At 70.2% G+C, this 24,598-nt stretch carries 21 protein-coding genes; 4 read left to right on the top strand and 17 right to left on the bottom strand.

What is annotated here, in order from left to right; all coding sequences use genetic code 11:
* Positions 1-107: 107 nt before the first annotated feature.
* Positions 108-347: a hypothetical protein gene (locus D1J51_RS12350; protein ID WP_119075633.1), complete on the bottom strand. Its 240-nt coding sequence runs from the start codon at positions 345-347 to the stop codon at positions 108-110.
* Positions 348-523: 176 nt separating this feature from the next.
* On the opposite strand from D1J51_RS12350, the gene D1J51_RS18565 reads away from it, so the two are divergent.
* Together D1J51_RS18565 and D1J51_RS12340 are read left to right on the top strand one after the other, a co-directional pair.
* Entirely contained in the window at positions 524-1,534 is a 1,011-nt protein-coding gene (locus D1J51_RS18565; protein ID WP_119075631.1) for an alpha/beta fold hydrolase, read from the top strand.
* Positions 1,534-2,118 (top strand): alpha/beta hydrolase, encoded by a 585-nt coding sequence (locus D1J51_RS12340; protein WP_162903810.1) that lies wholly within the window; start codon positions 1,534-1,536, stop codon positions 2,116-2,118. Before D1J51_RS18565 ends, D1J51_RS12340 begins: the two co-directional genes overlap by 1 nt.
* Positions 2,119-2,304: 186 nt before the next feature.
* Here the strand turns inward: D1J51_RS12340 and D1J51_RS12335 are convergent, their stop codons facing one another.
* The 15 genes from D1J51_RS12335 to D1J51_RS12265 all read right to left on the bottom strand — a co-directional run bounded on the left by D1J51_RS12335 (position 2,305) and on the right by D1J51_RS12265 (position 21,268).
* Positions 2,305-4,551, bottom strand: a complete 2,247-nt coding sequence (locus D1J51_RS12335; RefSeq protein ID WP_119075628.1) for an ATP-dependent Clp protease ATP-binding subunit — start codon at positions 4,549-4,551, stop codon at positions 2,305-2,307.
* Between the two features lie 102 nt (positions 4,552-4,653).
* The gene (locus D1J51_RS12330; RefSeq protein ID WP_119075626.1) at positions 4,654-5,295 is read right to left on the bottom strand and encodes a TMEM175 family protein; all 642 of its coding nucleotides are present in this window, start codon (positions 5,293-5,295) and stop codon (positions 4,654-4,656) included.
* A 77-nt stretch (positions 5,296-5,372) separates the two neighbouring features.
* Entirely contained in the window at positions 5,373-6,170 is a 798-nt protein-coding gene (locus tag D1J51_RS12325) for a maleylpyruvate isomerase family mycothiol-dependent enzyme (RefSeq protein WP_119075624.1), read from the bottom strand.
* Positions 6,167-6,994, bottom strand: coding sequence for a fumarylacetoacetate hydrolase family protein (locus D1J51_RS12320; RefSeq protein ID WP_119075622.1), 828 nt, complete (start codon positions 6,992-6,994; stop codon positions 6,167-6,169). The genes D1J51_RS12325 and D1J51_RS12320 overlap by 4 nt, the downstream gene beginning before the upstream one ends.
* Entirely contained in the window at positions 6,991-8,058 is a 1,068-nt protein-coding gene (locus D1J51_RS12315) for a cupin domain-containing protein (protein ID WP_119075665.1), read from the bottom strand. The genes D1J51_RS12320 and D1J51_RS12315 overlap by 4 nt, the downstream gene beginning before the upstream one ends.
* A gap of 126 nt (positions 8,059-8,184) precedes the next feature.
* Positions 8,185-9,027: an alpha/beta fold hydrolase gene (locus D1J51_RS12310; protein WP_119075620.1), complete on the bottom strand. Its 843-nt coding sequence runs from the start codon at positions 9,025-9,027 to the stop codon at positions 8,185-8,187.
* A 45-nt stretch (positions 9,028-9,072) separates the two neighbouring features.
* Complete coding sequence (locus D1J51_RS12305; protein WP_119075618.1) at positions 9,073-9,915, bottom strand: MBL fold metallo-hydrolase; 843 nt, start codon at positions 9,913-9,915, stop codon at positions 9,073-9,075.
* The gene (locus D1J51_RS12300) at positions 9,912-11,027 is read right to left on the bottom strand and encodes an aryl-sulfate sulfotransferase (protein WP_119075616.1); all 1,116 of its coding nucleotides are present in this window, start codon (positions 11,025-11,027) and stop codon (positions 9,912-9,914) included. The genes D1J51_RS12305 and D1J51_RS12300 overlap by 4 nt, the downstream gene beginning before the upstream one ends.
* Positions 11,024-11,515 (bottom strand): MarR family winged helix-turn-helix transcriptional regulator, encoded by a 492-nt coding sequence (locus D1J51_RS12295; protein ID WP_119075614.1) that lies wholly within the window; start codon positions 11,513-11,515, stop codon positions 11,024-11,026. The genes D1J51_RS12300 and D1J51_RS12295 overlap by 4 nt, the downstream gene beginning before the upstream one ends.
* Positions 11,515-12,429 (bottom strand): ABC transporter ATP-binding protein, encoded by a 915-nt coding sequence (locus tag D1J51_RS12290; protein WP_240423217.1) that lies wholly within the window; start codon positions 12,427-12,429, stop codon positions 11,515-11,517. Before D1J51_RS12290 ends, D1J51_RS12295 begins: the two co-directional genes overlap by 1 nt.
* On the bottom strand, positions 12,426-13,184 hold the full coding sequence (locus D1J51_RS12285) for an ABC transporter permease (protein ID WP_205547883.1): 759 nt from the start codon (positions 13,182-13,184) through the stop codon (positions 12,426-12,428). The genes D1J51_RS12290 and D1J51_RS12285 overlap by 4 nt, the downstream gene beginning before the upstream one ends.
* An 8-nt stretch (positions 13,185-13,192) precedes the next feature.
* The gene (locus D1J51_RS12280) at positions 13,193-13,972 is read right to left on the bottom strand and encodes an ABC transporter permease (protein ID WP_162903809.1); all 780 of its coding nucleotides are present in this window, start codon (positions 13,970-13,972) and stop codon (positions 13,193-13,195) included.
* Positions 13,973-13,990: 18 nt separating this feature from the next.
* On the bottom strand, positions 13,991-15,001 hold the full coding sequence (locus D1J51_RS12275) for an ABC transporter substrate-binding protein (RefSeq protein WP_119075610.1): 1,011 nt from the start codon (positions 14,999-15,001) through the stop codon (positions 13,991-13,993).
* Between the two features lie 196 nt (positions 15,002-15,197).
* Positions 15,198-16,427: an alpha/beta hydrolase family protein gene (locus D1J51_RS12270; protein WP_119075608.1), complete on the bottom strand. Its 1,230-nt coding sequence runs from the start codon at positions 16,425-16,427 to the stop codon at positions 15,198-15,200.
* A gap of 62 nt (positions 16,428-16,489) precedes the next feature.
* Entirely contained in the window at positions 16,490-21,268 is a 4,779-nt protein-coding gene (locus D1J51_RS12265) for an NAD-glutamate dehydrogenase (RefSeq protein WP_119075606.1), read from the bottom strand.
* A gap of 142 nt (positions 21,269-21,410) precedes the next feature.
* Between D1J51_RS12265 and ddaH the strand changes: the two genes are divergently transcribed.
* Positions 21,411-22,181, top strand: coding sequence for a dimethylargininase (gene ddaH, locus D1J51_RS12260; RefSeq protein WP_119075604.1), 771 nt, complete (start codon positions 21,411-21,413; stop codon positions 22,179-22,181).
* Here the strand turns inward: ddaH and D1J51_RS12255 are convergent.
* Positions 22,178-23,041: a DUF1684 domain-containing protein gene (locus D1J51_RS12255; protein ID WP_240423215.1), complete on the bottom strand. Its 864-nt coding sequence runs from the start codon at positions 23,039-23,041 to the stop codon at positions 22,178-22,180. The genes ddaH and D1J51_RS12255 overlap by 4 nt on opposite strands.
* 141 nt (positions 23,042-23,182) lie before the next feature.
* On the opposite strand from D1J51_RS12255, the gene D1J51_RS12250 reads away from it, so the two are divergent.
* Positions 23,183-24,556 carry a purine-cytosine permease family protein gene (locus tag D1J51_RS12250; protein ID WP_119075601.1) on the top strand — a complete coding sequence of 458 codons (1,374 nt, stop codon included), beginning with the start codon at positions 23,183-23,185 and terminating at the stop codon, positions 24,554-24,556.
* Positions 24,557-24,598 lie beyond the last annotated feature (42 nt).

Genomic DNA, 24,598 nt, shown 5'->3' with positions numbered 1-24,598 from the left:
TCCCCTTCGACGGGCTCAGGGGCGAAGGGCGGGTGGCGAAAGAGGAGTTCTCCGACTGTCTTCGTGCAATCAGCCGGAGAACTCCTCTTTCGCAGCCCCGCGCGGCGCTAATCGTCGAGCAGACGCTGGAGCAGCGGCGCCTCGGCCTCGAAGTCGTGGATCCGGTGCGCCAGGAAGGTGTCGAGCACCCGCGCGCCCCGAACGTCGCCGCCCACGCCCACGCCGTCGCCCCTGAGACGGTTCATGATCCGCGTCCGCGCGCCGATGCCCCTGTTGCGGATCGCGTCGAGGAGCGGGCTCGTGCCGAACCCGGATCCTCCGACACGGAGGCGCGCAGACGCTGCCACTCCTCGACGGTGCGCGGGGGGGGGATCGGCCGGCAGCGCTCCGCTCAGTCCCCTCGCCTGCCGGCTCTGCCCTGCGGTTCGAGTCTTCTAAGAACTTCCGATGAAATCGTGCTGGCCCGAACCTGGATTCCCCGGTCCTTCCGCGGAGCGTAGAACACCCACCCAGGAGGAACCACATGGGACAGCGCGTACCCGCTCCGAAGGCCGACCGCCGAGTACACGCCATGAAGCGTTTCGCACGCCGGTACGGGTGGAAATCGCTCCTCGGGATCGTCGCGATCTCGATGCCGGGTGCGCTGGCCGGATGCGCACTGCTCCCTCCGTCCGCGCCCGGCGGCGAAGGCCGGCAGGACACCGTTAGCAAGGGTCGGGGACAGCAGCAGCCCGAGTGGGAGTCCTGCAACGAGGGCCTCCTGCAGTGCGCCACCGTCGAGGCCCGCTCGACTGGAACGATCCCGAGTGCGAGCAGATCACTCTCTCGCTCGTCAAGCGCGAGGCCGAGGGCGACAAGCTCGGCACGCTCTTCATCAACCCGGGCGGCCCCGGACTGTCCGGGGTGGACTACTACTGGGTATCATCCCCGGGGGGCCACCGGCATCGCCGTGAAAGAGCACTACGATGTGATCGCCTGGGATCCCCGCGGCGTAGGCGGATCGACCGCCGTCGAGTGCCTCGACACGACCAGCATGGACGACTACCTGTACGGCGCGCCGAGCGCGGGAGCCGGGCGCGGAAGCGATGAGTGGATCGCGGCAGAAACCTCTGCGCAAGCGGCTTTCGGAAAGTCCTGCGCGGAGAACACCGGCGACCTGCTCGCGAATGTCGACACCGCCTCGACGCTACGCGATCTCGACATGCTGCGTCAGATCACCGGCGATGAGAAGCTCAACTACCTCGGGAATCTATACGGCACCTACGTCGGAGCGCTGTACGCCGAGATGTACCCCGAGAAGGTCGGCAGAATGGTGCTCGACGGCGGCTACGATCCCACGGTGACGAGCGCCGAGATCGACCTCGCCCAGGCGACGGGCATGGAGCGGTTGCTGCGCAGCTACCCGGAGTCGTGCCTCGCCGCCTCCGACTGCCCGCTCAGCGGCACGCCCGAGGCGGCCATGCAGCAGATCAGGACGGTGCTCGACACCGGTTGGAGGCGACGCCCGGCCAGGCCTCCGACGGCCGGCAGGTGATGAGCGGCACGCTGCTCAACGCGCTTCTGGTGACGCTCACCAACAGGATGGCCTGGCAGGTGCCCGGATACATCTTCCAGGGCCCGGATCAGGTGAACCTCGACAACGTCCTCGAGTTCGCCGACCAGGCGAACGGCCGCTACGAGGGCGAGTACTGGTCGAACTCCACCGAGGCCTTCACCGCGACCAACTGCCTCGACCTCGTCACCGATCCCGATCCTGCGCGCATGCGCGAGCGAGCGGTAGAACTTGAAGCGGCGGCGCCCACCCTCGGCAGCTACTTCGCCTACGGTGACCTCACGTGCGCCGGTTGGCCCTACCCGGTTCCCACGGAGACGCAGGAGGTGCAGGAGGCCGGGGCCGCACCGATCCTCGTCCTCGGCGCGACCGGCGGCCCGGTCTATCCGTACGCCTGGTCTGAAGCGCTCGCCGAGCAGCTCGACAGCGGCGTGCTCGTCACCTACCAGGGAGACCTGGGACACGGTCTACGGCAGGTCCCCGTGCATCAACATCGCAGTCGACGAATTCTTCATGGAGGGGACGGTCCCGACCCAGGACCCGCAGTGCTCCGCGGCCACCGATGAGCAACTCCGGCAGAACGGGTACGACGGGAAGTCGCGCTGGCCTCTCAAGCTCGAGTGAGGCGCGACGGCGACCGGGCCGGTGTCGGGATGCGCGCAGGGATCGGACGCTGAGAGAGGAGTTCTCCGGCTGTTCTCGTGAGAACAGCCGGAGAACTCCTCTCTCAGCCGGGCGCGGTGAGTCCCGCGCTACTCGTCGAGCAGCTCGGCCTCGATCACGTCGTCGTCCGGGCCGGATCCCGAACCGCCGCCGGTCGGCGCCGTCGGCAGCGAGCCCGCGCTCTCGAGCGCGAGCGAGTCGCCGCCGGCCGCCACGTCGACGCGCACGGCCTCGCCGTCGCGCACCTCGCCCGAGAGGATCGCCCGGGCCAGCCGGTCGTCGATCTCGTGCTGCATGAGGCGGCGCAGCGGCCGGGCGCCGTAGATGGGGTCGTAGCCCCGGGAGGCGAGCCAGGCCCGCGCGTCGGGGGTGACCCCGAGGGTGAGTCGCCGATCCGCCAGCCGCAGCTGCAGCCGGTCGATCGACAGCTCCACGATCTGCGCGAGATCGGCCTCCGACAGCGGGCGGAAGATCACCATCTCGTCGAGGCGGTTGATGAACTCCGGTTTGAAGGCGCGGCGAACGGTCTCGCGCACCGCGCTCTCCTTCTCGCTCCACGGCATGTCGGGGTCGATGAGGTACTGGCTGCCGAGGTTCGAGGTGAGGATCAGGATCACGTTGCGGAAGTCGACGGTGCGGCCCTGCCCATCGGTCAGCCGCCCGTCGTCGAGCACCTGCAGCAGCACGTCGAACACCTCGGGGTGCGCCTTCTCGACCTCGTCGAGCAGCACGACCGAGTACGGTCGACGCCGCACGGCCTCGGTGAGCTGGCCGCCCTGCTCGTACCCGATGTATCCGGGAGGCGCGCCGACCAGCCGCGATACGGAGTGCTTCTCGCCGTACTCCGACATGTCGATGCGCACCATGGCGTGCTCGTCGTCGAAGAGGAACTCGGCGAGCGCCTTCGCCAGCTCGGTCTTGCCGACGCCCGTGGGCCCCAGGAACAGGAACGATCCGGTCGGGCGGTTGGGGTCCGCGATGCCCGCCCGCGTGCGGCGCACCGCGTCGGCGACCGCCGTCACGGCGGCGTTCTGACCGATGAGCCGCTTGCCCAGCTCGTTCTCGAGCGCCAGCAGCTTCTCGGTCTCGCCCTGCAGCAGACGGCCGACGGGAATCCCCGTCCACGCCGCGACGACGCCCGCGATGTCCTCATCGGTCACCTGGTCGCCCACCATGCGCGTCTCGCCGTCGGCCTCGCCCGCCGCCTCGGCCTGCTCCGCCTCGGAGAGCTGTTTCTGGATCACCGGGATCTCGCCGTAGAGCAGCCTCGACGCCCGCTCGAGGTTGCCCTCGCGCTGGGCGACCTCGGCCTGCATACGCAGCTGGTCGAGCTTCTCGCGCAGCTCGCCCACGCGGTTGAGCGAGGCTCGCTCGCGCTCCCACCTGGTCTCGAGCGCGTCGAGCCCCCTCTGCTTCTCGACGAGGTCCTCGCGCAGCTTGGCGAGGCGCTCCTTCGAGGCCTCGTCCTTCTCCTTCTTGAGCGCCAGCTCCTCGAGCTTGAGCCGGTCGACCGCGCGGCGCAGCTCGTCGATCTCGACCGGGGCCGAGTCGATCTCCATGCGCAGACGGCTCGCGGCCTCGTCGATCAGGTCGATCGCCTTGTCGGGCAGCTGGCGCGCCGTGATGTAGCGGTTGGACAGGCTCGCCGCCGCCACGAGCGCCGAGTCGGCGATCGTCACCTTGTGGTGCGCCTCGTAGCGCTCCTTGAGGCCGCGCAGGATCGCCACCGTGTCCTCGACCGAGGGCTCGCCCACGTACACCTGCTGGAAGCGCCGCTCGAGCGCCGCGTCCTTCTCGATGTACTCGCGGTACTCGTCGAGCGTGGTCGCGCCGATGAGGCGCAGCTCGCCGCGCGCCAGCATGGGCTTCAGCATCTGCGAGGCCGCCACCGACGACTCGCCGCCGCCAGCCCCCATGAGCGTGTGCAGCTCGTCGATGAAGGTGATGATCTTGCCGTCGGAGTCCTTGATCTCCTGCAGCACGGCCTTCATGCGCTCCTCGAACTCGCCGCGGTACTTCGCACCGGCGATGAGCGCGGAGAGATCGAGCGAGATGAGCTCCTTGCCCTTGAGCGACTCGGCGACGTCGCCCGCCACGATGCGCTGCGCGAGCCCCTCGACGACGGCGGTCTTGCCGACGCCCGGCTCGCCGATCAGCACCGGGTTGTTCTTGGTGCGCCGGGTGAGCACCTGACTCACGCGCCGGATCTCGCTGTCGCGGCCGATGACCGGATCGAGCTTGCCGGAGCGGGCCACCTCCGTCAGGTTGACGCCGAACTGCTCGAGCGCCGACTGCTGCTCACCCTCGCCCTGGGCGGGCGTCCAATTTGCCTGCATGTGGATCCCTTCTCGTTCAGCAGACTCGCGCGTCCGCCCGAGCGGGGCGAACACAAACTTGAGTGATGATGACTCAAGTTTATCGCAGGCCTCGTGTTTGCGCTAGGGATCGGCGCGAAGCATCTTTCCCAGCGCCTTCTGCACGACGCCCGAGAGCGCCATCACGAACAGCGCGTAGTAGCCGATTCCGGGGATCAGGAGCGCCGCGGCCAGCGCGACCCCGAACAGCAGCACCAGCGAGACGTCGACCGCCACGCCCGTCAGCAACTCGCGCCGGCTCACGGTGTGCAGCGCCGGATGCGCGCGCAGGTAGACGCGGACCACGAGGGACATCAGCGCAGTGAGGGCCAGGCTGCCGATGTAGAGCGTCTTGGCGACGGCGTCGTCGTCGTTCATCCGCCCCGCGATCGCCGTGGCGACCGGCAGCCAGACGATCGTGAGCATCCACGCGACGAGCAGCCACATGAGGATCGGGGTGACGCGGGCGACGCCCGCGAAGAGGCGGTGGTGGATCATCCAGAACATGGCGATGAGCACGAAGCTCAGCCCGAAGTTCAGCAGCGGGCCGCCGTGCTCGGCCAGCCACCCGAGCGCGCCGTCGCCCGCGGCCGCCGCACCGCTCACGCTCTCCATGAGCGGCAGGATCAGCAGCGTCAGGGCGATGGCGACGACCGCGTCGACGAAGGCCTTGGTGCGCTCGGCGGGGTACCCGGTCCCGGTCCGAGGTTCCGACTCTGCCGCCATGGCCTCAGTGTAATCTCTGCGGCGCGGGATCGGCCGGGCGCTCGACGGCCGGGAGCGGGTCCGCCGCACCGCCGGGATCAGAACCAGCGCGGCACCGCGGGAACCTCGCCGGACGAGCAGCGCAGCCCATGCGCCTCCCCGCGCGCGAGCCACCCGGCGATCGCGGCGGCGGTTCCCGAGACCTCGGGCCCTCCGTCGCCCAGGGCGCGCACGTGACGGTCGCCGCTCCGATCGGTGGCCGCCACGGTCAGCGAGATCTCCTCGCCGCGGCGGCGCCACGCGGCGAGGACGTCGTCGATGAGGCGGTCGAGCAGCGCGGGCGGCAGATCGTCGAACGATCCCCCGCTGCCCAGGTCGGCCGCGTGCACCCACACCTCCCTGGCGCGCATCCACGCCGTCTCCCGCACGGGCACCTCCCGCCCCTGCGCGGTGGTCACCCGATGGTCCCACTGCGCGTCCTCGAGATCCCGCCACTCCACGTTCAGGTGGACGACCGCGTGATCGACGAGGTGACGCAGGGCCCGGTCCGGAAGCGTCGCTCCGTGCACGATCTCGCGCTCCCTCTGCTCCGCTGAGGTGTACATCGGCGTCTCGACTCCGGTGCGCGCCCACTCGACGAGCCGGGCGAGCCCCCGGGCGTTGTAGCCGACATGCGCGATGAGGTGACGGTGCGACCAGCCGTCGAGCCGGCTGGGGGCGTCGAAGTCCTGGTCGCGCAGCTCCTGCAGCTTGCGCAGGAAGTAGGCGGTGCCCTGGCGCGCGAGCAGCAGATCCTCGTGGGGTGCGGCCGCGGCGTCGTAGCGAGCGCCGGCGCCCAGGCGAGCGCGCAGCTCGAGCTGCTCCGCCGTCAGCACCGGCTGCTGCACGGCGGTCATGGCCGGTCCTCGGCGACCGCGCGATTGCTCAGCGTTCCGATGCCGTCGATCGAGACCGCGACGACGTCGCCCTCCGCGAGATACTCCCGCGGATCACGGGCGTGCCCGACCCCGCCCGGGGTGCCGGTGAGGATCACGTCGCCCGGCCTGAGCGTGGTGATCGTGGAGACGTAGGCGACGAGCCCCGCGGGATCGTGCACGAGGTCGTGCACATCGCTGCGCTGCTTCTCGATCCCGTTCACGGCGGTGACGAGGTGCGCGTCCGCGGGGATCTCGTCCGGAGTGGCGAGCACCGGTCCGAGCGGGGTCGAGGCCTCCCACATCTTGCCCTGCAGCCACTCGCGGGTGCGGAACTGCCAGTCGCGCATCGAGACGTCGTTCGCGATCGTGTACCCGGCGATCGCCTCCGCCGCATGCTCCGCGCTCGCGCGTCGCACGGTGCTGCCGATCACGACGGCGAGCTCGCCCTCCCAGTCGATGCTCTCGCTCTCGGGCGGGAGCGGGATATCGTCGCCCGCGCCGAGCAGGCTGTCCGAGAACTTCGCGAACAACACGGGGAAGTCGGGCAGCGGCCGCCCCATCTCGAGGATGTGCGCTCGGTAGTTCAGCCCGACGCACACGATCTTGCCGGGGTTCACGACGACGGGGGCGAAGTCGAGATCGGCGGCGGGCAGGGTGCGGCCGGTCGCCTCGGCGGCTCGCGAGAGGCCGTCGGAGGCGAGGACCGCACCGACATCCGCGAAGTCCTCGAGCACGGTGGCGAGCTCGCCGTCGATGCGCGCGGCGCGGGTGGAGCCGTCGACCCGGATCGTGGCGAGCTTCATCGGTCTTCTCCCTCGATCTGGAGCCGGTGGAGGCCGAGCCCCTCGAAGATTGGGGTGTCGCTGAAGTGGAAGACGTCGAGCGCCGTCTCGGCCCGGATCGTGTAGCGGCACCAGCTGGACGCCACGAAGATGTCGCCGTGGCCAACACGATGCTCGACGCCGTCGAGCTGGACCACACCCTCGCCCTCGAAGATCTGGAACACGTTCGACCCCACCTCGCGCCGCGGCGCGGATCGGACCCCCGGGCGGAAGCGGTGGAACTGCGCGCGGATCGTCGGCATGACGTCTCCGCCGGTGGTCGGGTTGACGAAGCGGACCGCCGCGTGACCGGGCTCGGAAGTGGCCGGGTACCCCTCGTCCTCGAGCAGCAGCTGATCGGTCAGCGCCGCATCCGTGTGCTCCCAGCGGTAGGCGCCGATGGGGCTCGACACCGTGTTCTGCAGGGCCGAGAGCGGTCGCAGCCCAGGGTGGCACCACAGGCGCTCGCCGCGGGAGAAGTCCGGAGTGGCGTAGTCGGTCACCCGCTCGGTGCCGAACTCGAAGAAGCCCGTGTCGAGCTGCTGCGCGAAGGGGATGTCGAGGCCGTCGATCCAGGTCATCGACTCGTCGGTCTCGTTGTGGTGGCCGTGGAAGTTCCAGCCCGGCGTCAGCAGGAAGTCGCCGCGGCTCATGCGCACCGGGTCTCCGTTGACGACGGTCCACACGCCGGAACCGGAGGTGACGAACCGGAATGCGTTCTGGGAGTGCCGGTGCTCCGGAGCCGTCTCCCGGGGCCCGAGCTGCTGGATCGCGGCCCACAGCGTCGGAGAGATGTACGCCCTGCCGCCGAGGCCGGGGTTGGCGAGCCCGATGGCCCGCCGCTCGCCGCCGCGACCCACCGGGATGAGATCTCCGGCGCGCTCGGCCAGCGGCTGCAGTCGATCCCACCGCCACAGCCAGGGCACGGCCTTCGGCGCGGGGGTCATCGGCATGAGGTCGTCGAGCTGGGTCCACAGCGGGATGAGGTGCTGCTCCTCGAAGCCGCGGTAGAGCTCCCGCAGCTCCGGAGTGTCCTCGGGCTGCATGGCGTTCTCCACCTCGGCCTGGGTGGTGATCTGCGTGTCGTCCACGATCCTGTCCTTTCGATGTTCGGGGGTCGATGCTCGGAATCGGCGCTCGCGAACGGCGCTCGAGACGCGCCGCGAACGGTCCTAGGCGAACCGCGCGATCGCGGCCCGGAGCTCGATGCCGAACTGCTCGGGGATCGTCTCGTAGGGCACGTGGGCGCCGGTGAAATCGAGGAGCTCGGCGCCGTACTGCTCGGCGAGTTCGGCGAGGCTGCTGCGGTACGTGCCGAGGAGCTCGATGTGCTCCTCGGTGCCCCCGGTCGTGCCGACCCCGAAGAGCAGGGGGGTGCTGCGGGCCTCGATGAGTGCCTGCGGCGCGTCGTAGCGGTCGAGCACCCCGAGCTCGTGCCGCACCCACTGCTCCCCGTTGCCGCGAACGCGCTCGCGAAGCCCCTCCGGCGTCGGCACTCCGCTGTCGTCCCCCACGAGCCAGCCGTGGAAGTCCTCGACCGCCTCCTCGTAACCTCCCCTCACCACGGCCGCCTCCATCCGGTCCTTCAGCCCCTGCAGGAACTCGTCCCGGTTGGGCAGCGTTCCGATCTTGGGCGGCTCGTGCGCCACCACGCCTCGCAGCACCTCGGGGTGGCGCAGGCAGAGGTTCATCGCGATCGTCGCGCCGCTGCTGTTGCCGAACACGAAGGCGGGCCCCAGGCCGACCGCCGAGATGAGCCCCGCGGCATCGTCGCCGTGCTCATCGATGCTCGTCGGCCCGACTCCTCCCCGCGCCGCGCTGCGGGAGTTCCCGCGGCGATCGTAGGTGATCACCGCGAAGTCGCCCGCGAGCGCCTCGGCCGCCCGCTCGTACATGCCTGCGTCGCCGCTCGCGCCGGGGATGAGGAGCAGCGGCGCTCCCTCCCCTCGGATCTCGTAGTACAGCTCCGCCCCGTGCACCGGCGCCAGGCCGGTGCGCACCGCGCTCCTGCTCATCTCGATTCCCCTTCCATATCGCTCTTCCTGTCTCTCACCGCCCGCTCAGCGCAGGCCGATCTCCTGCAGATCCCGGGCCACGACGATCCTGCCGTCGAAGTCCGACGCCGCGGCCTCCCGCCACATCTCGTCGCTCACGACGTCCGAGCCGGGCACGAGGTGCGAGAGCACGAGCGTGCCCACCCCCGCCTCCCGGGCCGCGCGACCGGCGTCCGCCGCCGTCGTGTGGCAGCTCGTCAAGTGCTCGATCAGCGTCTCCGCCTTCGATCCCTCCGCTTGCGCCGCGAGCGCCTCGGGAAAGATCGCCTCGTGCACGAGCACATCGGCACCCCGGGCCAGCTCGACGAGGCTCGGGCTGAACCGGGTGTCCCCGGAGAAGACCACCGATCCCTCGTCGCTGTCGAAGCGGTAGCCGAGCGCGACCTCGAACGGAGGGTGGTCGACGAGCACGGTCGACACCCGCAGGCCGTTCTCGTCGCGGATCACCCGCGCCTCCGGCACATCCGTGTTCCGCAGCATCTCCGGGAACGCCCGCCGCCCGGTGGTCGCCGTCCGGGCCTCGATCTCGGGCCAGGCCATGCTCAGGAAGTCCTCGGTCATCGAGGCCGTCCCCGGCGGGCCGTAGATGTCGATGACGTTCTCGCATCCGTCGGTCCACGCGATGAGCGGCAGGGCGCCGAGATCGAGCATGTGGTCGGCGTGGTGGTGGGTGATGTAGGTCGCCGTCAGGTCCCTGCGCGAAATGCCGGCCATCGCCATCTGCCGCGCGACGCCGTTGCCGCAGTCGATGACATGCACCTCGCCCCGGTACAGGACCGCCTGCGCGGGCGCTGCCCGCTTCACGACCGGCCGCGGCCCTCCGGCGGTGCCGAGCATCACCAGCCTCATTCGCGGTCCTCCGCGGCGCCGGCCCCGGATCCGCTGAAGCGCGAGCGCGGGTACTTCCGCGCCCTGAACATCCGGTTGGACTGGATCCCGCTCGTCTCGCCGGCGCGGAACACCAGATGAGGGTTGACGTACTCCCAGACGAGCTCCCCGGATCCGGTCACCTCGAACACGCGTCCGGTGAGCCCCTCGCAGGCGAGCGTGTTGCCGTTCTCCAGGCGCTGAGCGGATGACTGGAGCGCGCTGAACATCTCCCAGCGCACCGGGTCGGTGTACTCCCAGACCTCCTCGCCGGTGGCGAGATCGAACTCGACGAGCCGCGAGTACGGGGGCCACCCGTCCTGCCGGTTGAAGCCGTTGTCGAAGACGAGCAGGGTGCCCGCGTCCGTGAGCCACGGGGAGTGCTGCCCGGCGAGGGTCGCCGCGCCGTAGCGGTGCGTGATCCCGCCGGTGCTGCGCGAGATGCGGAGCACCGTCGAGATCTGTCGGGCGCTCACCAGCAGGTCTCCGTCCGGCAGCTCCACGATCCCGTTCCCGTGCGTCCACTCGCTCCGGTCCATCGCGCCCGGCCCGATGACGTCGATCTCCGGGTCGAGATGCTCGTGACCGATCCACTCCCAGACCGCCTCGCCGCCCTTGGTGAGCTCGACGAGGGTGTCGACCCACATCGGCTCTGAGGCCTCCCCGATCCCGCCCCGCACCCGAGCCGCGATCTCCTCCGGCACCCGGGCGATGCCGAGCACCATAACGTTGCCGTTCGCGAGCAGGATCCCGTCGTGATGATGGCCCGAGTAGCGCACCTCCCAGAGGCGCTCGCCCGACCAGGAGAACTCGGCGATGGCGCCCCCCTGGAACGGGAGTCCGCTGAGGAACGGGTGCTGATCCCGCACCTTGCCGTTCGCGATCAGCGTGCCGTGCGGGCTGAGATCCTGTCCGAGCCCGGGAGGCCAGGGCAGCTGCCACTCGTGCACCTCGGTGCCGTCCTCGTCGACGAGGTGCACGCTCTGCCCGCCCCAGCTCCCCGCGATCAGCGTCAGCCCCTCGGCGACCCGCTCGGCGTCGCAGTAGGTCACCCCCTCGAGCCGTTTCCGGCCCGGCGCTGCTGCGAACGTCATGACTCCGCCTTCACGATCTGCTCGAGCCTGGCGATCAGCTGGTCCATGCCCCCCAGGAACAGGAGCCGCTCCTCCGCGGAGAAGGTCTGGAACGCCTCCGCGCGCAGGTGGTGCACCAGCGGCGTCAGCTCGGCGAGCACTCGCTGCCCCTCCTTCGTGAGCATGAGCACGTTGCGGCGCTGATCGTTCGCGTCCTTCAGCACGCGCACGTGCCCGCGCCTCGTCAGGCGGTTGACGACGTCGGTCATGTTCGACTTGTCCATCGAGAGGTGCGCGCCGATGTCCTTCTGGCTCTCGCCGGGGAAGCGTTCGAGGAAGTTCATCACGCCGAACTGGGTCGATGTCACCTCGGCCGACACCAGGCGCACCCACGAGGCGGTGTAGAGCTGCGTCATCCGGCGCAGCCGGAGCATGAACGCCCAGGTGGGGTCGGTCAGCGAGAAGTCGTCCTGCGACTCCATCGCGGTGTCACTCGCGCGGGATTCCATCAGCGGGCGCTCCGTTCTCTCGTTCCGTCTGTTCCTTTGCCACCGAGGGTCGCCCTCAGGAGTTCCGTGGGGGTGGTGCGCGCCGATCGATCGCGGATCTCCCGCAGTATCTCGGCGCGGACCTCGGCGAACCGCGGCAGCATCTTCGTCTCGATCTGATCCCGCTCCCGTCCGAGCCGCGTCTCCTCGACGCGGACGACCCTGGCCGGCGCGCCTCCGATCACGACCACCCGGTCGCCCAGGTAGACCGCCTCATCCACATCGTGGGTGACGAGCAGCACGGAGGTCCGGTACTCCTTGCGGAGCTGCAGTGTGAGGTCCTCCAGTTCGGCGCGCGTCTGCGCGTCGACGCTCGCGAACGGCTCGTCCATCACGAGCACCGACGGCTGGTAGGCCAGGGCGCGCGCAATGGCCACGCGCTGCTGCATGCCGCCGGAGAGCTCGTGGGGAAGCTTGCGCTCGTGCCCCGAGAGGCCGACCGCCGTCACGGCGTGCGCGATCCGCTCCGCCTGGTCCTCGCGCGAGATCCCCTTGCCCTCGAGCGGGAGGCCGATGTTGTGCTCCACCGAGAGCCAGGGCAGCAGCGAGCGCGAGTAGTCCTGGAAGACGATCGCGAGCCCCTCCGGGGGCGACGACACGCGCTGCCCCCGGAACCGCACCTCCCCTGCCGTCGGGCTCAGCAGCCCGGTCAGGCATCTGAGCAGCGTCGTCTTGCCCGTGCCCGAGTGGCCGACCACGCACACGAACTCCTGCTCCGCCAGCGCGAAGTTCACGTCGGCCAGGATCGTCCTCTCGCGATCCCCGCTGCCGTAGGCCTTGGTCAGGCCGACCGCCTCGAGGATCGCACCGGGGGCGGTGCCCTCGCTTGTAGCCATGTTGTTCTCCTCACCGAGTCCGAACTCGCCAGGGGTCATGAGGCACTCCTCGTCGACGAGTGCCAGTGCAGGATGCGTCGCTGGAGCAGCGAGAACGCGGTGTTGAGCAGATATCCGATGGTCGCGATGACCAGCGTGCCGACCCAGACGCCCGCGATGTCGAACTGCCGCTGCGACGCGATCACGAAGTGGCCGATGCCCTCAGTCGAGCCGAACATCTCGCTGATGATGACGACGATGAACGATACCGAGAGGCCGATCTTGACGCCGGCGAGGATCTGCGGGCTGGTCGCGGGCAGGATCACCTTGAAGAAGTGCCGCAGCCGCGGCACCCTGAACGCCCGCGCCATCTCCCGCTGCCGAGGGTCGATCGCCTGAGCACCGTCCATGGTGCCGATCAGGATCGGCCAGACCGCGCTCAGGAAGACCACCAGCATGCGCGTTCCCGGCCCCAGCCCGAAGATGAGCAGCAGCACCGGCACGATCGCCGCGTCGGGGATCGCGCGGATGAAGTCGATGATGGGGGTGAAGATCTCGCGGAGCGTGCGCGAGACGCCGAGCAGCAGGCCGCCCAGGATCCCGAACACCACGGCGAAGCCGAAGCCGACGGCCACGTTGATCATGCTCGGCAGCAGATCCCGCCGCCATCCCACCGGCCACCACTCGGCGAAACGCTGCCCCACCTCCGCGGGCGAGGAGATGAAGATGTTGGTGCTGAGGCTCGCGTAGACCGATACCGCGACGAGCAGCAGCACGGGCAGCGCGAGATAGGAGAACACCGGTGATCCGAGCAAGTTTCTCATCATGCCGCCCTTTCCATCTGCACGCGCGCGTAGTGCCAGGCGAGGAGGCGCCCCTCCGTGACCCGGAGCACTGTCAGCACCGCGATGCCCAGTACTCCCGACCACAGCGAGAAGGCGAAGACCCCGAGCCCGTCGGCGTTGACGTTCGCCACGGCGATGAGCTGCCCGACACCGGGTGCTCCGGAGAGCAGCCCCGCCCCGATCGAGACCAGCAGCGCCACGGTGGTGGCGAGGCGGAGGCCCGTGACGATGCTCGGCATCGTCGCGGGCAGCACCACCCGGAAGAACTGCCGCCCCCGGCTCAGCCGGTACCCGCGCGCCATGTTGAGCGCGAGCTCCTCCACCGACCGAGCCCCCTCGATGACCTGGATCAGCAGCGGCCAGATGGCCGCGAACGAAGCGAGGAAGATCACCATCTCGCTGGTGGCGCCGATGAACAGGAGGAAGAGCGGCACGAGCGCGATCCCGGGCATGGCCCGCAGGAAGTCGATCGTCGAGCGCGTGTAGCGGTCGACAGCCGGCACGCGCCCGATCAGGATCCCGAGCGGCACGGCGATCACCGTGCAGAGCACGATGCTGACCACGGCCTGCATCAGCGTGATCGCCGTGGCAGTCCATGTCGCGCTGCGCCCGAGCTCCTTGGCGAGCCGCTCGAGCACCGTCGAGGCGGGCGGGAGCGACAGCTCGGAGACGATCCCGAGTCGCGAGATCAGCTCCCACAGCACCAGGGCGCCGACGACGCCGACTGCGCCGAGCAGTACCGCTCTTCCTCTCTTCATCATCGGACTCCGCGCGGCCTACTCGCCGTTCTGGAACGAGAAGAACTGCTCGGCGGTGACGGCGGCATCGAGGTCGCCGTACTGCTGCATGGCTTCCACCAGCCCGTCGAAGGCCTCCACGTCGATGTCGGTGCGGTAGTCGGTCAGCTCCAGCTCGTCGACCACGGCGAGCTGATCGGGCACGTCGGCCATCAGCGTGCGCAGGTGCTCGCGCACCGCGTCCGGGTTCTCATTGGCGAACTCGGAGGCCTCCGCCATCGCCGCGCGGAAGCGCTCCAGCAGATCGGCGTTCTGCTCGATGTAGTCGGCCCGCGAGAAGTACATGTCGAGCGGGCTGCCCGAGGGGAACGCCTCGGTGTACTGGAAGACGAGGTGCACGCCCTCAGTGGCGAGCGCACCCAGCGCGGAGGCGCCGATGAAGATGCCCGCGTCGATCTTGCCCTCCTGCAGTGCGGCGAGGCGCTGCGGCCCCGGGAGCTCGACCAGCTTCACGTCGTCGGGGTTGCCGCCCGCCTTGGCCACCGCGAGGCGGATGCCGATGGAGGCCAGGTCGTTCAGCGACGAGACCGCGACGCTCTTGCCGATGAGATCGAGCGGGCCGGTGATCTCGGGATCCATGGTCACGACGCTCGCCTGGGCCTCCTCGCCGCTGATGACCGCGGTCTGAGCGACGGCGCGGATCGGGGCGTCCTTCGCGATGGCGCGGATCATGGGCGGCGAGGCGGCGAAGCCGATCTGCGCCTGGCCGTTCATCACGGCGGCGAGCGTGCCGTCGAAGGCCGGGGACATCGTGGTCGTCGCTTTGATGCCGTGCTTCTCGAAGATGCCCTCGTCGACGGCGATGAGGAGCGGGATGGTCCCGTCCACATCGATCGATGCGACGGTGATCTCGTCGAGCACGGCCTCCTCACCGGCCCCCTGCGACGGACCGTCGGATCCCCCACCGGGGGCCGCCCCCGAGCAGGCGCTCGTCAACAGCGCGACGGTGATCGCGAACGCGGCGACCGCCGCCTTCCGTAGTTTCAGCATGAACCTCTCCCTTGAGTCGTCGACCGCTTCAGGCCAGCAGTCTCGATATTAGTTTGTATACGTCCTATCTACGAACTCTCATCAGAGTAACGGGCGAGTTCGCCAATGTAAAGGCCGATTTGCTCCACTGAAGATAACAGTTACGATACGGAGTATTTTGATCGGGAGATTCGGAGAGGGTTCCCGCCCGTTCGGCTCAGACGGCGAGCCGCTCGTCGAGCCAGTCGAACATGCGCTGCGCCGTCACGGCGCGGGCCAGGGGCTGGCAGTGCCCGTCCGCGCCCTCGGCCGCGGTGAAGCGGATCACGGTCGAGACCGAGGGGGCGAGCGCGGCGAGCTGCTCGGCCTGGCCGGGCCAGAACTGCTCGTTCTCGGGCGACAGGATCAGCAGGGGCGTGGTGATCCGCGAGGCGACGTCGGCGACCGTGTAGGCGCGCACGGCCCGGATGGTCTCGCCGTAGCCGGTGGTGCCGTACGGGCGCGCCCGGAACCGCCAGGTGCGGGCGGTCTCGGGCGAGAACTTGAGGCCGAGGGCCATCTCCCGGTCGAACTTCTCGACATCGCCGTCGTCGAGCTGCTTGAGCAGGCCGTGCGGCAGGTGCGTCGTCCACGAGGTCGAGACATCCACGATGCCGGGGTCGGTGATCGCGGCGGCGAAGCGGTGCTCGAAGGCGAGGGCGCGCGCCACCCAGTAGCCTCCTTGACTGACGCCATACACGGCGACGCGCTCCGCGTCCACGCCGTCGAACGCGAGGACGGCGTCGAGCACCGGGGTGAGCACGTGCTCCCAGTCGGGGCGGAACGGGATGTTCTCCTCGAAGAGCCGGCTCTGCTGACCGGGCCCGTCGAACACCACGGCGTTGTATCCGCGCTTCAGGGCGGGCTCGACGCACTCGGACCAGATCCCCGCCATCGAACCGTCGCTGCCGTTGACCGCGATCAGCGTCGGGGCGGTCTGCGCGGGATCGGTGCCGCCTGAGGCGCGGAAGAAGATCCCGGGAAGGCTGCCCGCCTCGTAGGGGATCTCGATCGCGGTCGCGTTCGCCGAGGTGTGGGCGAGGAACCCCTCCCAGGCGCGCTGCTGCCGCGCGAACATGGGCTGCAGGCGATCCGTGTCGTCGAGCGCGCTGAGCGCGTTGACGGCGACCGAGTAGTAGGCGGAGGCACGCAGATACGCCTCTGCGGCGCTGACCCGGTGACCCTTCCCCGCCGCCTCGGCGGCGACGGCGGCGGTGCGATCACCCAGCCCCGACCAGGCCTCGAACCAGCCCTCGTGGTCCTTCCTGCGCACCCCCTCGGTCGCCGCGAGGATCTCGCCGGGCGAGCCGGCTCCGGCCGCGGTGCGCCCGACGGCAGCGCGGATCTCGAAGTCGTAGTCGGGGTTGGCAGAGAAGGGGTGGATGACGGGAATGCGGTGCGCGCACATTTCGATTCTCCTTCCTGAGGGGGTGTCGGCGAATCCGCTGCGCTCCGCCGGCTTCCGGCCCCTCAGCGCACGAGCGAGCGCAGCCGCCGCAGCGCGACCGACAGTGTGGCGAGACCGGCCTGCGCGTCGGAGCACACCGCGTCGAGCGCCTCCTCGAGCACGCGGCGCCCGGAGGCCTTCACCCGCTCGAGCCAGGCGTCGATGCGCTGCCCGGCATCGCCGGCCTCCGTCTGCTCGAGCACCGACACGGTCAGCTCGATCATCACCGCGTACAGGTCGTCGCGCATGGCGGCGCGCGCCATCGAGCCCCAGCGATCGTCCTGCGGCAGCGCCGTCACCCCGCTCAGCAGGTCGTCGAAGCGCATGCGCGAGGAGAGGTCGAAGTACACCGCGGCCACCTCGTCGAGGTCCCAGCCGCGCAGGCGCGACTGCTCCGCGATGTCGAGCAGCGGCAGCGACGCCAGCAGGCCGGCCCCGCGCCGCGCCAGCTCGGCCGGCACCCCCGCCTCCTCGAGCTCGAGCGCCCGGGCGTCGAAGCGCCGCAGCTCGTCGCCCTGCAGCAGCGCTCCCAGCTCAGAGTAGAGCCGCGAGACCGGATCCCGGAACAGCTCGATCTCGGCGCCGATGTCGACGCGTTCGCTGCGATGCTGCACGAACCAGCGCGTGGCCCGGTCGAGCAGGCGGCGGAAGCTGAGGTACAGGTCGGTCTGCACCGCCGTGGGCACCGCGTTGTCGGTGGCCTCCACCGCGACGACGAAGCCGCGCAGGTCGAAGACCTCCCGCGCCACGACGTATGCGCGGGCGATCTGCTCGCTCGAGGCTCCCGTCTCGTCGGCCGCGCGGTAGGCGAAGGTGATGCCGCCCCGATTGACCATCGAGTTGACCACCGAGTTGACGACGATCTCCGAGCGCAGCGGGTGCGCGGCGAGATCATCGTCGTAGGCCTCGCGGATGGGTCCCGGGAAGTACTCGGCGAGCGTGCGCGCGAACCACGGATCGTCGGCGAGCGCGGTCACCGCGAGGTCGGTCTTGAGCGCGAGCTTGGCATAGGCGACGAGCACCGCGAACTCGGGGCGGGTCAGGCCGCGTCGTTCGGCGACGCGGGTCTGGATCTCGGAGGGGCTCGGCAGGAACTCCAGATCGCGGTCGAGCTCGTCCCGCTGCTCGAGCCACTCGATGAGGCGCGCGTGCGAGGGCAGCATGTCGGCGGCGTTCTCGCGCGAGTTGCCCAGCAGCACGTTCTGCTCGTAGTTGTCGCGCAGCACCTGCGCCGCCACCTCGTCGGTCATCGAGCGCAGCAGCTCGTTGCGGGCCCCGCGGTCGAGCCGGCCGGAGCGCTCGACCGCGCCCAGCAGGATCTTGATGTTCACCTCTCTGTCGGAGGTGCCGACGCCCGCCGAGTTGTCGATCGCGTCGGTGTTGATCCGCACGCCCGAGAGCGCCGCCTCGATGCGGCCGCGCTGCGAGACGCCGAGGTTTCCGCCCTCTCCGACCACGCGCACCCGCAACTCGTCGCCGTCCACGCGGATCGCGTCGTTGCCGCGGTCGCCGATCTCGGCGTTCGTCTCGGCGCCGGCTTTGACGTAGGTGCCGATGCCCCCGTTCCAGAGCAGGTCCACGGGTGCCAGCAGCACCGCCCGCTTCAGCTCGGCGGGGGTGAGCGATCCCGCACCGCCGGCGAGGCCCAGCGCCGCGGCCATCTCCGGGCTCACCGGGATCGACTTCGCGGAGAGCGGGAACACGCCGCCGCCCGCGGAGATGAGCGAGCGGTCGTAGTCGTCCCACGAGGATCCGGGCAGCTCGAAGAGCCGCCTGCGCTCCGCGAACGAGGATGCCGCGTCGGGATCCGGGTCCACGAAGACGTGGCGGTGGTCGAAGGCCGCGACGAGCCGGATGTGCTCCGAGAGCAGCATGCCGTTGCCGAACACGTCCCCAGACATGTCGCCGATGCCGACCGCGGTGAAGTCCTGCGCCTGGGTGTCGTGCCCCAGCTCGCGGAAGTGCCGCTTGACCGACTCCCAGGCGCCGCGGGCCGTGATCCCCATGCCCTTGTGGTCGTAGCCGGCCGAGCCGCCCGATGCGAAGGCGTCGCCCAGCCAGAAGCCGTACTCCTCGGAAATGCTGTTCGCGGCGTCGGAGAAGGACGCCGTGCCCTTGTCGGCCGCGACCACGAGGTAGGGATCGTCGCCGTCGTGGCGCACCACCCGATCGGGGGGCAGGATCTCCGCGCCGTCGCGGTTGTCGGTGATGTCGAGCAGCCCGCGGATGAACGTGCGGTACGCGGCCCTGCCGCCCTCGAGCCACGCGGCGCGATCGCTCGGCGACGGCAGCCGCTTCGCCACGAAGCCGCCCTTGGAGCCGGTCGGCACGATCACGGCGTTCTTGACCATCTGCGCCTTCACGAGTCCGAGCACCTCGGTGCGGAAGTCCTCGCGCCGGTCGCTCCAGCGCAGGCCCCCGCGGGCGACCTTGCCGAAGCGCAGGTGCACGCCCTCCACCTCGGGCGAGTACACCCAGATCTCGGCCATCGGGTGCGGCTTGGGCAGGCCGGGCACGCGCGCGCAGTCGAGCTTCATCGACACCCACGGCTTCGGCGGCCCGTCGGCCGCGGACTGATAGAAGTTGGTACGCCAGGTCGCCTCGATGACGCCGATGATCGAGCGCAGGATCCGGTCGTGGTCGAGGCTCGACACCTCGTCGAGCGCGCGTCGCAGCGATTCGCCGAGCTCGGCGGTGCGGGCCTCCCGGTCGCCCACGGCATCGGGATCGAACCGCGCCTCGAACAGGCGCACCAGGTCGGCGGCGATGCCGGGATTCGCGATCAGCGCCTGCTCGATGTACTCGACCGAGAAGGCCGAGCCGATCTGCCGCAGATACATGCTGATGGCGCGCAGGATCACGATCTGGCGCCAGCCGAGCCCGGCGAGCAGCACGAGCGCGTTCAGCCGGTCGCTCTCGGCCGCGCCCGTCCACACCGCCCTGAACGCCTCCGTGAACTCCGTGCCCCACTCGGCGTCGCCCCACAGCGCCTCGTCGGCCACGACGAGGCCGAAGTCGGAGATGTATCTGGTGCCGCCGCCCGGGAGGGAGATGGTGTTGGGCCGCTCGTCGACCACGTCCACGCCCAGGTCGGTGAGCAGCGGGAGCACACGGGTCAGCGGGTACTGCCGGTGGGAGACCAGCGTGAGGAAGCGCTTCGCCGGATCCTCGTCCTCGGGGGTGTAGAGGTGCACCGCGAACTCCGCCCCCCGCTCCAGGCTCTCGAGCAGGGCCACGTCGCCGAGCGCCTCGTGCGGCGGAACGTACTCCTTGTACGACTCGGGGAAGGCGTTGCCGTACCGGCTGAGCAGCTTCGCGGCCTCCAGCTCGTCGCGGGCCTCGTGCAGCGCGTCGACGAACGCCTGATCCCAGCTGCGGATCGCCGCCTCGAGCTGCGACTGCAGCTCGGCCTCGGGCACGTCGGGGACGGACTCGCCCTTCGGCACGCGCACGACGAAGTGCAGTTGCGCGAGCGGGGAGTCGCCGACCCGCGTGGTGTGGTCCACCTGCTCCGCGCCGAAGGCCTCCCGCAGCAGCGCCTCGACGCGCAGCCGGACGGTCGTGTTGTAGCGATCCCGCGGCAGGAACACGAGCGCCGAGACGAACCGGCCGAACTCGTCGGGGCGCAGGAAGATGCGCGCGCGCCGTCTCTCGCGCAGCCGACTCACCTCCCCGGCGACGGCGAGCAGATGCTCGGGCGTGTCCTGGAACAGTTCGTCGCGGGGGTACTGCTCGAGCACCTGCAGCAGATCCTTGCCCGAGTGGGAGTTCGGGGGGAACCCGGACGCGCCGAGCACCGCCCGCACCTTGGTCGCGACGATGGGCAGGGTCAGCACGGACGACGCGTAGGCGACCGAGGTGAACATGCCCAGGAACCGGCGCTCACCGGTCACGTTGCCCGCCTCGTCGAAGGTGCGCACTCCGATGTAGTCGAGGTAGGTGTCGCGGTGCACGGTGGCCCGCGAGTTGGCCTTGGTGATGGTGAGCAGTCGAGGGTCGCGGGCCGTGCGCTGCGCCTCCGGGCGCAGCTTGGCGACCGCCGTGGTCGGTTTGCGCAGGATGCCGAGGCCGGTGTGCGGCAGGGGGCGGAGCGCCTCGTCGCCGTCCTCATCGGTCTCGAGCGCGTGCTCGCGATAGCCGAGGAACGTGAAGTTGTCCTCCGCGAGCCAGTTCAGAAACTCGACCGTCGGGCCGATCTCGGCGCGGTCGACGGTCGGCGGGGCCGCCGTGCGCAGATCGGTCACGATGTCGAGGCAGGCGCGGCGCATCGCCTGCCAGTCGTTCACCGCCGCGTGCACGTCGCCGAGCACTCTGCGCAGCCGCTCCTCGAGCTCCGCGCGGCCCTCCTCCGTGGGCACCCGGTCGACCTCCAGGTGGATCCACGACTCCAGCTGGCCGCCGTGCGCGTCGACCTCGAGCAGCGCCCCCTCGTCGTCGCGGCGCACCGACATCACCGGGTGCATGAGCAGGTGCACGCTGAGCCCCTGCCGCGCGACCGCGGCCGCGACCGAGTCGACGAGGAACGGCGAGTCGTCGGTGCAGATGTTGACGATGGTGCGGCGCGAGGTCCACCCGTGCTCGCGCAGGGTCGGCGTGAACACGGAGACGAGCGTCTCGCCCGGCGCCCGCTCCGCCGCGAGCGCCCGCATCGACTGCGCCGCGCCCACCATGTCTCGCGGCTCGCGCTCGGCGAGATCTTCCTCGTCCACCTGCCCGATCAGGCGCTCGACGCCCGGCCTGAGCTCGGGATCGAGCGCCTCGACGGCGTCGCGAAGCTCGGTCAATGCGGTTTCACTGCTCATGAACCCTGTCGTCCCGTCTCACGTCCGTGAGGGCCGCGGCCGGCCCGCTCACGCCCAGCATAACCCGGTGCCCGCTACGCTGGTGAAAGATCCCGCGCCCGAACCGACCCCGCCTACCCGAACACCGGAGGAACCCGCCGCCATGTCCCAGATCGCACTCGTGCGCCGCCCCAGCCCGCTCCTCGACGACGGGATCGTCGATCACATCGAGAAGGTCGCCGTCGACCTCGACCGCGCGCGGGACCAGTGGCGCGGCTACGTCGACGCGCTCGAGGCGCACGGCTGGCAGACGATCGAGGTGGATCCCGCGGACGACTGCCCAGACTCGGTGTTCGTCGAGGATACGGTGGTGATGTTCCGCAACGTGGCCGTGATCAGCCGTCCCGGCGCCGACAGCCGCAAGCCCGAAACCGACGGCACCCGCCGCGCGCTCGAGGCGCTCGGCTGCCCGATCGCCGAGATCCGCGAGCCCGGCACCCTCGACGGCGGCGACGTGCTGAAGGTCGGCGACACCGTCTACGTGGGGCGCGGCGGTCGCACCAACGCCGAGGGCATCGCGCAGCTGCGCCGCATCCTCGCTCCGCTCGGCGGCACGGTGGTGGCCGTGCCCGTGACGAAGGTGCTGCACCTCAAGACCGCCGTGACCGCGCTCCCCGACGGCACGGTCATCGGCTACCCCGACTTCGTCGACAACCCGGCGATCTTCGATCGCTTCCTGCCCGTGCCCGAGCCGCACGGCACCGCGATCGTCTGCCTCGGCGGCTCCGAACTGCTCATCTCGGCCTCGGCGCCGCAGACGGCCGAGCTGCTGCGGGATCTGGGTTACGGGGTCACGGAGGTCGCGATCTCGGAGTTCGAGAAGCTCGAGGGCTGCCCCACATGCCTGTCGGTCAGGGTGCGCCGCCTCGTCTAGGGAATGGCGGACGCCGCCGGTCGGTCGTTCCAGAGCACCCGCCGCTCGCCCGCTCGCACGGGCGCGGCGATGCGGTTCTGCGCGGGAGGGATCGGGCAGCTGTAGAAGTCGCTGAAGCCGCACGGCGGGATGAAGGCGCGGTTGAAGTCGAGCACCACCTCGCCGCTGCCGGAGAAGTCGGCGGCGGGCGGATCGAAGCGCAGGAAGCGGCCGGGAGCGTACGACTCGCGTCCGCTCGTCTCGTCCGCGAACACCAGCACGAGCTGGCCGCCGTCGGCGAAGGCCGTGAGCTCGTAGCCCCGGCCCGCGATCTCGGCGCGGATCACCCCGGGGACGACCTTCGTGTGCCCCGTGTCGGTGGAGCGCGTGAACTCCCACGGAACCCGCGCGTGCTCCTCGTACGCCTCGAGCCGCGCGCTCACCCGCCAGTCCGGGTCGTACTCGTACGCGGAGATGCCGGCGAACGCGGCCAGCGCGGGCGAGGCCGCGTCGTACAGGCGGATCTCGTAGTCGCTCCCGTCGAGGCTGAAGACGTCGGCGGTGCGCCCGCCCGCCCGCAGCAGGGGCAGACCGTCGACGCCGAGCCGCGCGACGAAGCGCTCCTCGTCCACGGGCTCCCAGACATCGGCGGCCACCGTCGCGAGCTCCAGCCCCGCGCCGGTCGGACGCACGCGCACGCCGGCCTCCTCGGCCTCCCGCCGGGCCTGCGCGGGAAACCCCGGGAGATCGACGGGGTCGACGCCGACCGGCTGGAACGCCACGAGGGCGAGGTTGCCGACGGGCCCGGCGACCGCCCGCCTCCGGGCCTCGATCCACTGATTCCAGGCTTCCCGATCCGCTGCCCGCTCCGCATCCATCATGGTGCCCCATGCTACGCCCATCGTGCGGGACCGTCGGGCCGGGATCCGTCAATATTCTGAGAGCCGCCCCGCACAGCGCGCGGCCGTGGCAGAATCGACCATCGGCCGATTCTGACGGCAATGGGGCGAACGGGAGCAGTGATGAGCACAGAAGCGGAGAACTCCGCCGGTGGGGCGGCGCGCCGGGTCGACGACTCCACGACCGCACTCGGCCACGACGACTACTCGCTCACGCGGGTGCCGCGGTCCGCGCGCTACTCGTGGGTCACCGTCGCGGTGCAGCGATTCGGGCAGCTCTCAGCGCTCGGCAACTTCTTCCTGGCCGCCATGATCGGCATGGGCATGGACTTCTGGAGCGCGATCCTCGCGATCACCATCGGCTCCGTGCTGCTCGAGGGTGTGACGATCTTCCTGGGCATCGCGGGCATGCGGGAGGGCCTCTCCACCTCGGTGCTCGCGCGGTGGACGGGGTTCGGCGCCAAGGGGTCGGCCCTCGTCGGCGTCGCGATGGCGGTGAGCCTCACGGGTTGGTTCGCGGTGCAGAACGAGGTGTTCGCGCAGGGCCTGTTCTCGATCATCCCCCAGGTGCCGCTCTGGGCGTGGTGCCTCGTCGGTGGCGCCCTCGTCACGATCATCACCGCTCGCGGCTTCAACTTCATGAAGTGGGTCGCCTACGTCACCGTGCCGGCCTTCCTCATCGTCACCCTGTGGGCTTTCGCCGTCGAGGTGTCGAAGTACTCCCTCGCGACGCTCGTCAACTCGCCCCCGCCGGGCACGCCGATCTCGCTGGCGGTGGGCACCACGATCGTCGCCGGAGGCTTCATCGTCGGCGCGATCTTCACGCCCGACATGGCGCGCTTCAACCGCAACCGCCGGGACGTGGTGCTGCAGACCGTCATCGGCGTGACCCTCGGCGAATACGTCGTCGGCGTGATCGGCGTGCTGCTCGCGCACGCCGTGAAGGTCGCGACCGAGGACAGCGCCGGCCAGGTGGTCGCGATCATCCAGTCCTCCTCGGGCATCCTGGGCGTCATCGTGCTCGTCGCCTCGATTCTGAAGGTGAACGACTGGAACCTCTACCCCTCCTCGCTGGGCATCTCCAACGCGGTCGAGGTGTTCTTCCGCCGCCGCGTGAACCGCGCGACCGTCGCGGTGGTGCTCGGCGCGGTGGGCTCGGTCCTCTCGGCGTTCGGCTTCGCGAATCAGTTCCAGGGCTTCCTCACGGAGCTCGGGATCCTCTTCCCTCCGATCGCGGCGATCATCATCGCCGACTACTACGTGCTCAAGACCTGGCGGCCCGAACTCGACGAGTCGCGCGAGCGCGGCGCGCTGCCCGACAAGGTGGTGAGCTGGGTGCCCGCGGGCCTCGTCGCATGGGCGGTCGGATACCTGGTGGGCAAGTTCGTCACCTTCGGCGTGCCGAGCATCAACTCGCTGGTGATCGCCTTCCTGGTCTACCTTCTGCTCGGCAAGCTGGGGCTCGCGGGCAAGCCCCGGGCGTCGCGGAGGGCGTAGGAGGGTGCGCGCACCGCAGCCTGACGCACACGGTCAGCTGAA

This window comes from Leucobacter sp. wl10, from assembly GCF_003569785.1.
Taxonomy (GTDB): domain Bacteria; phylum Actinomycetota; class Actinomycetes; order Actinomycetales; family Microbacteriaceae; genus Leucobacter.
This window is presented reverse-complemented; position numbering and strand designations above follow the sequence as displayed.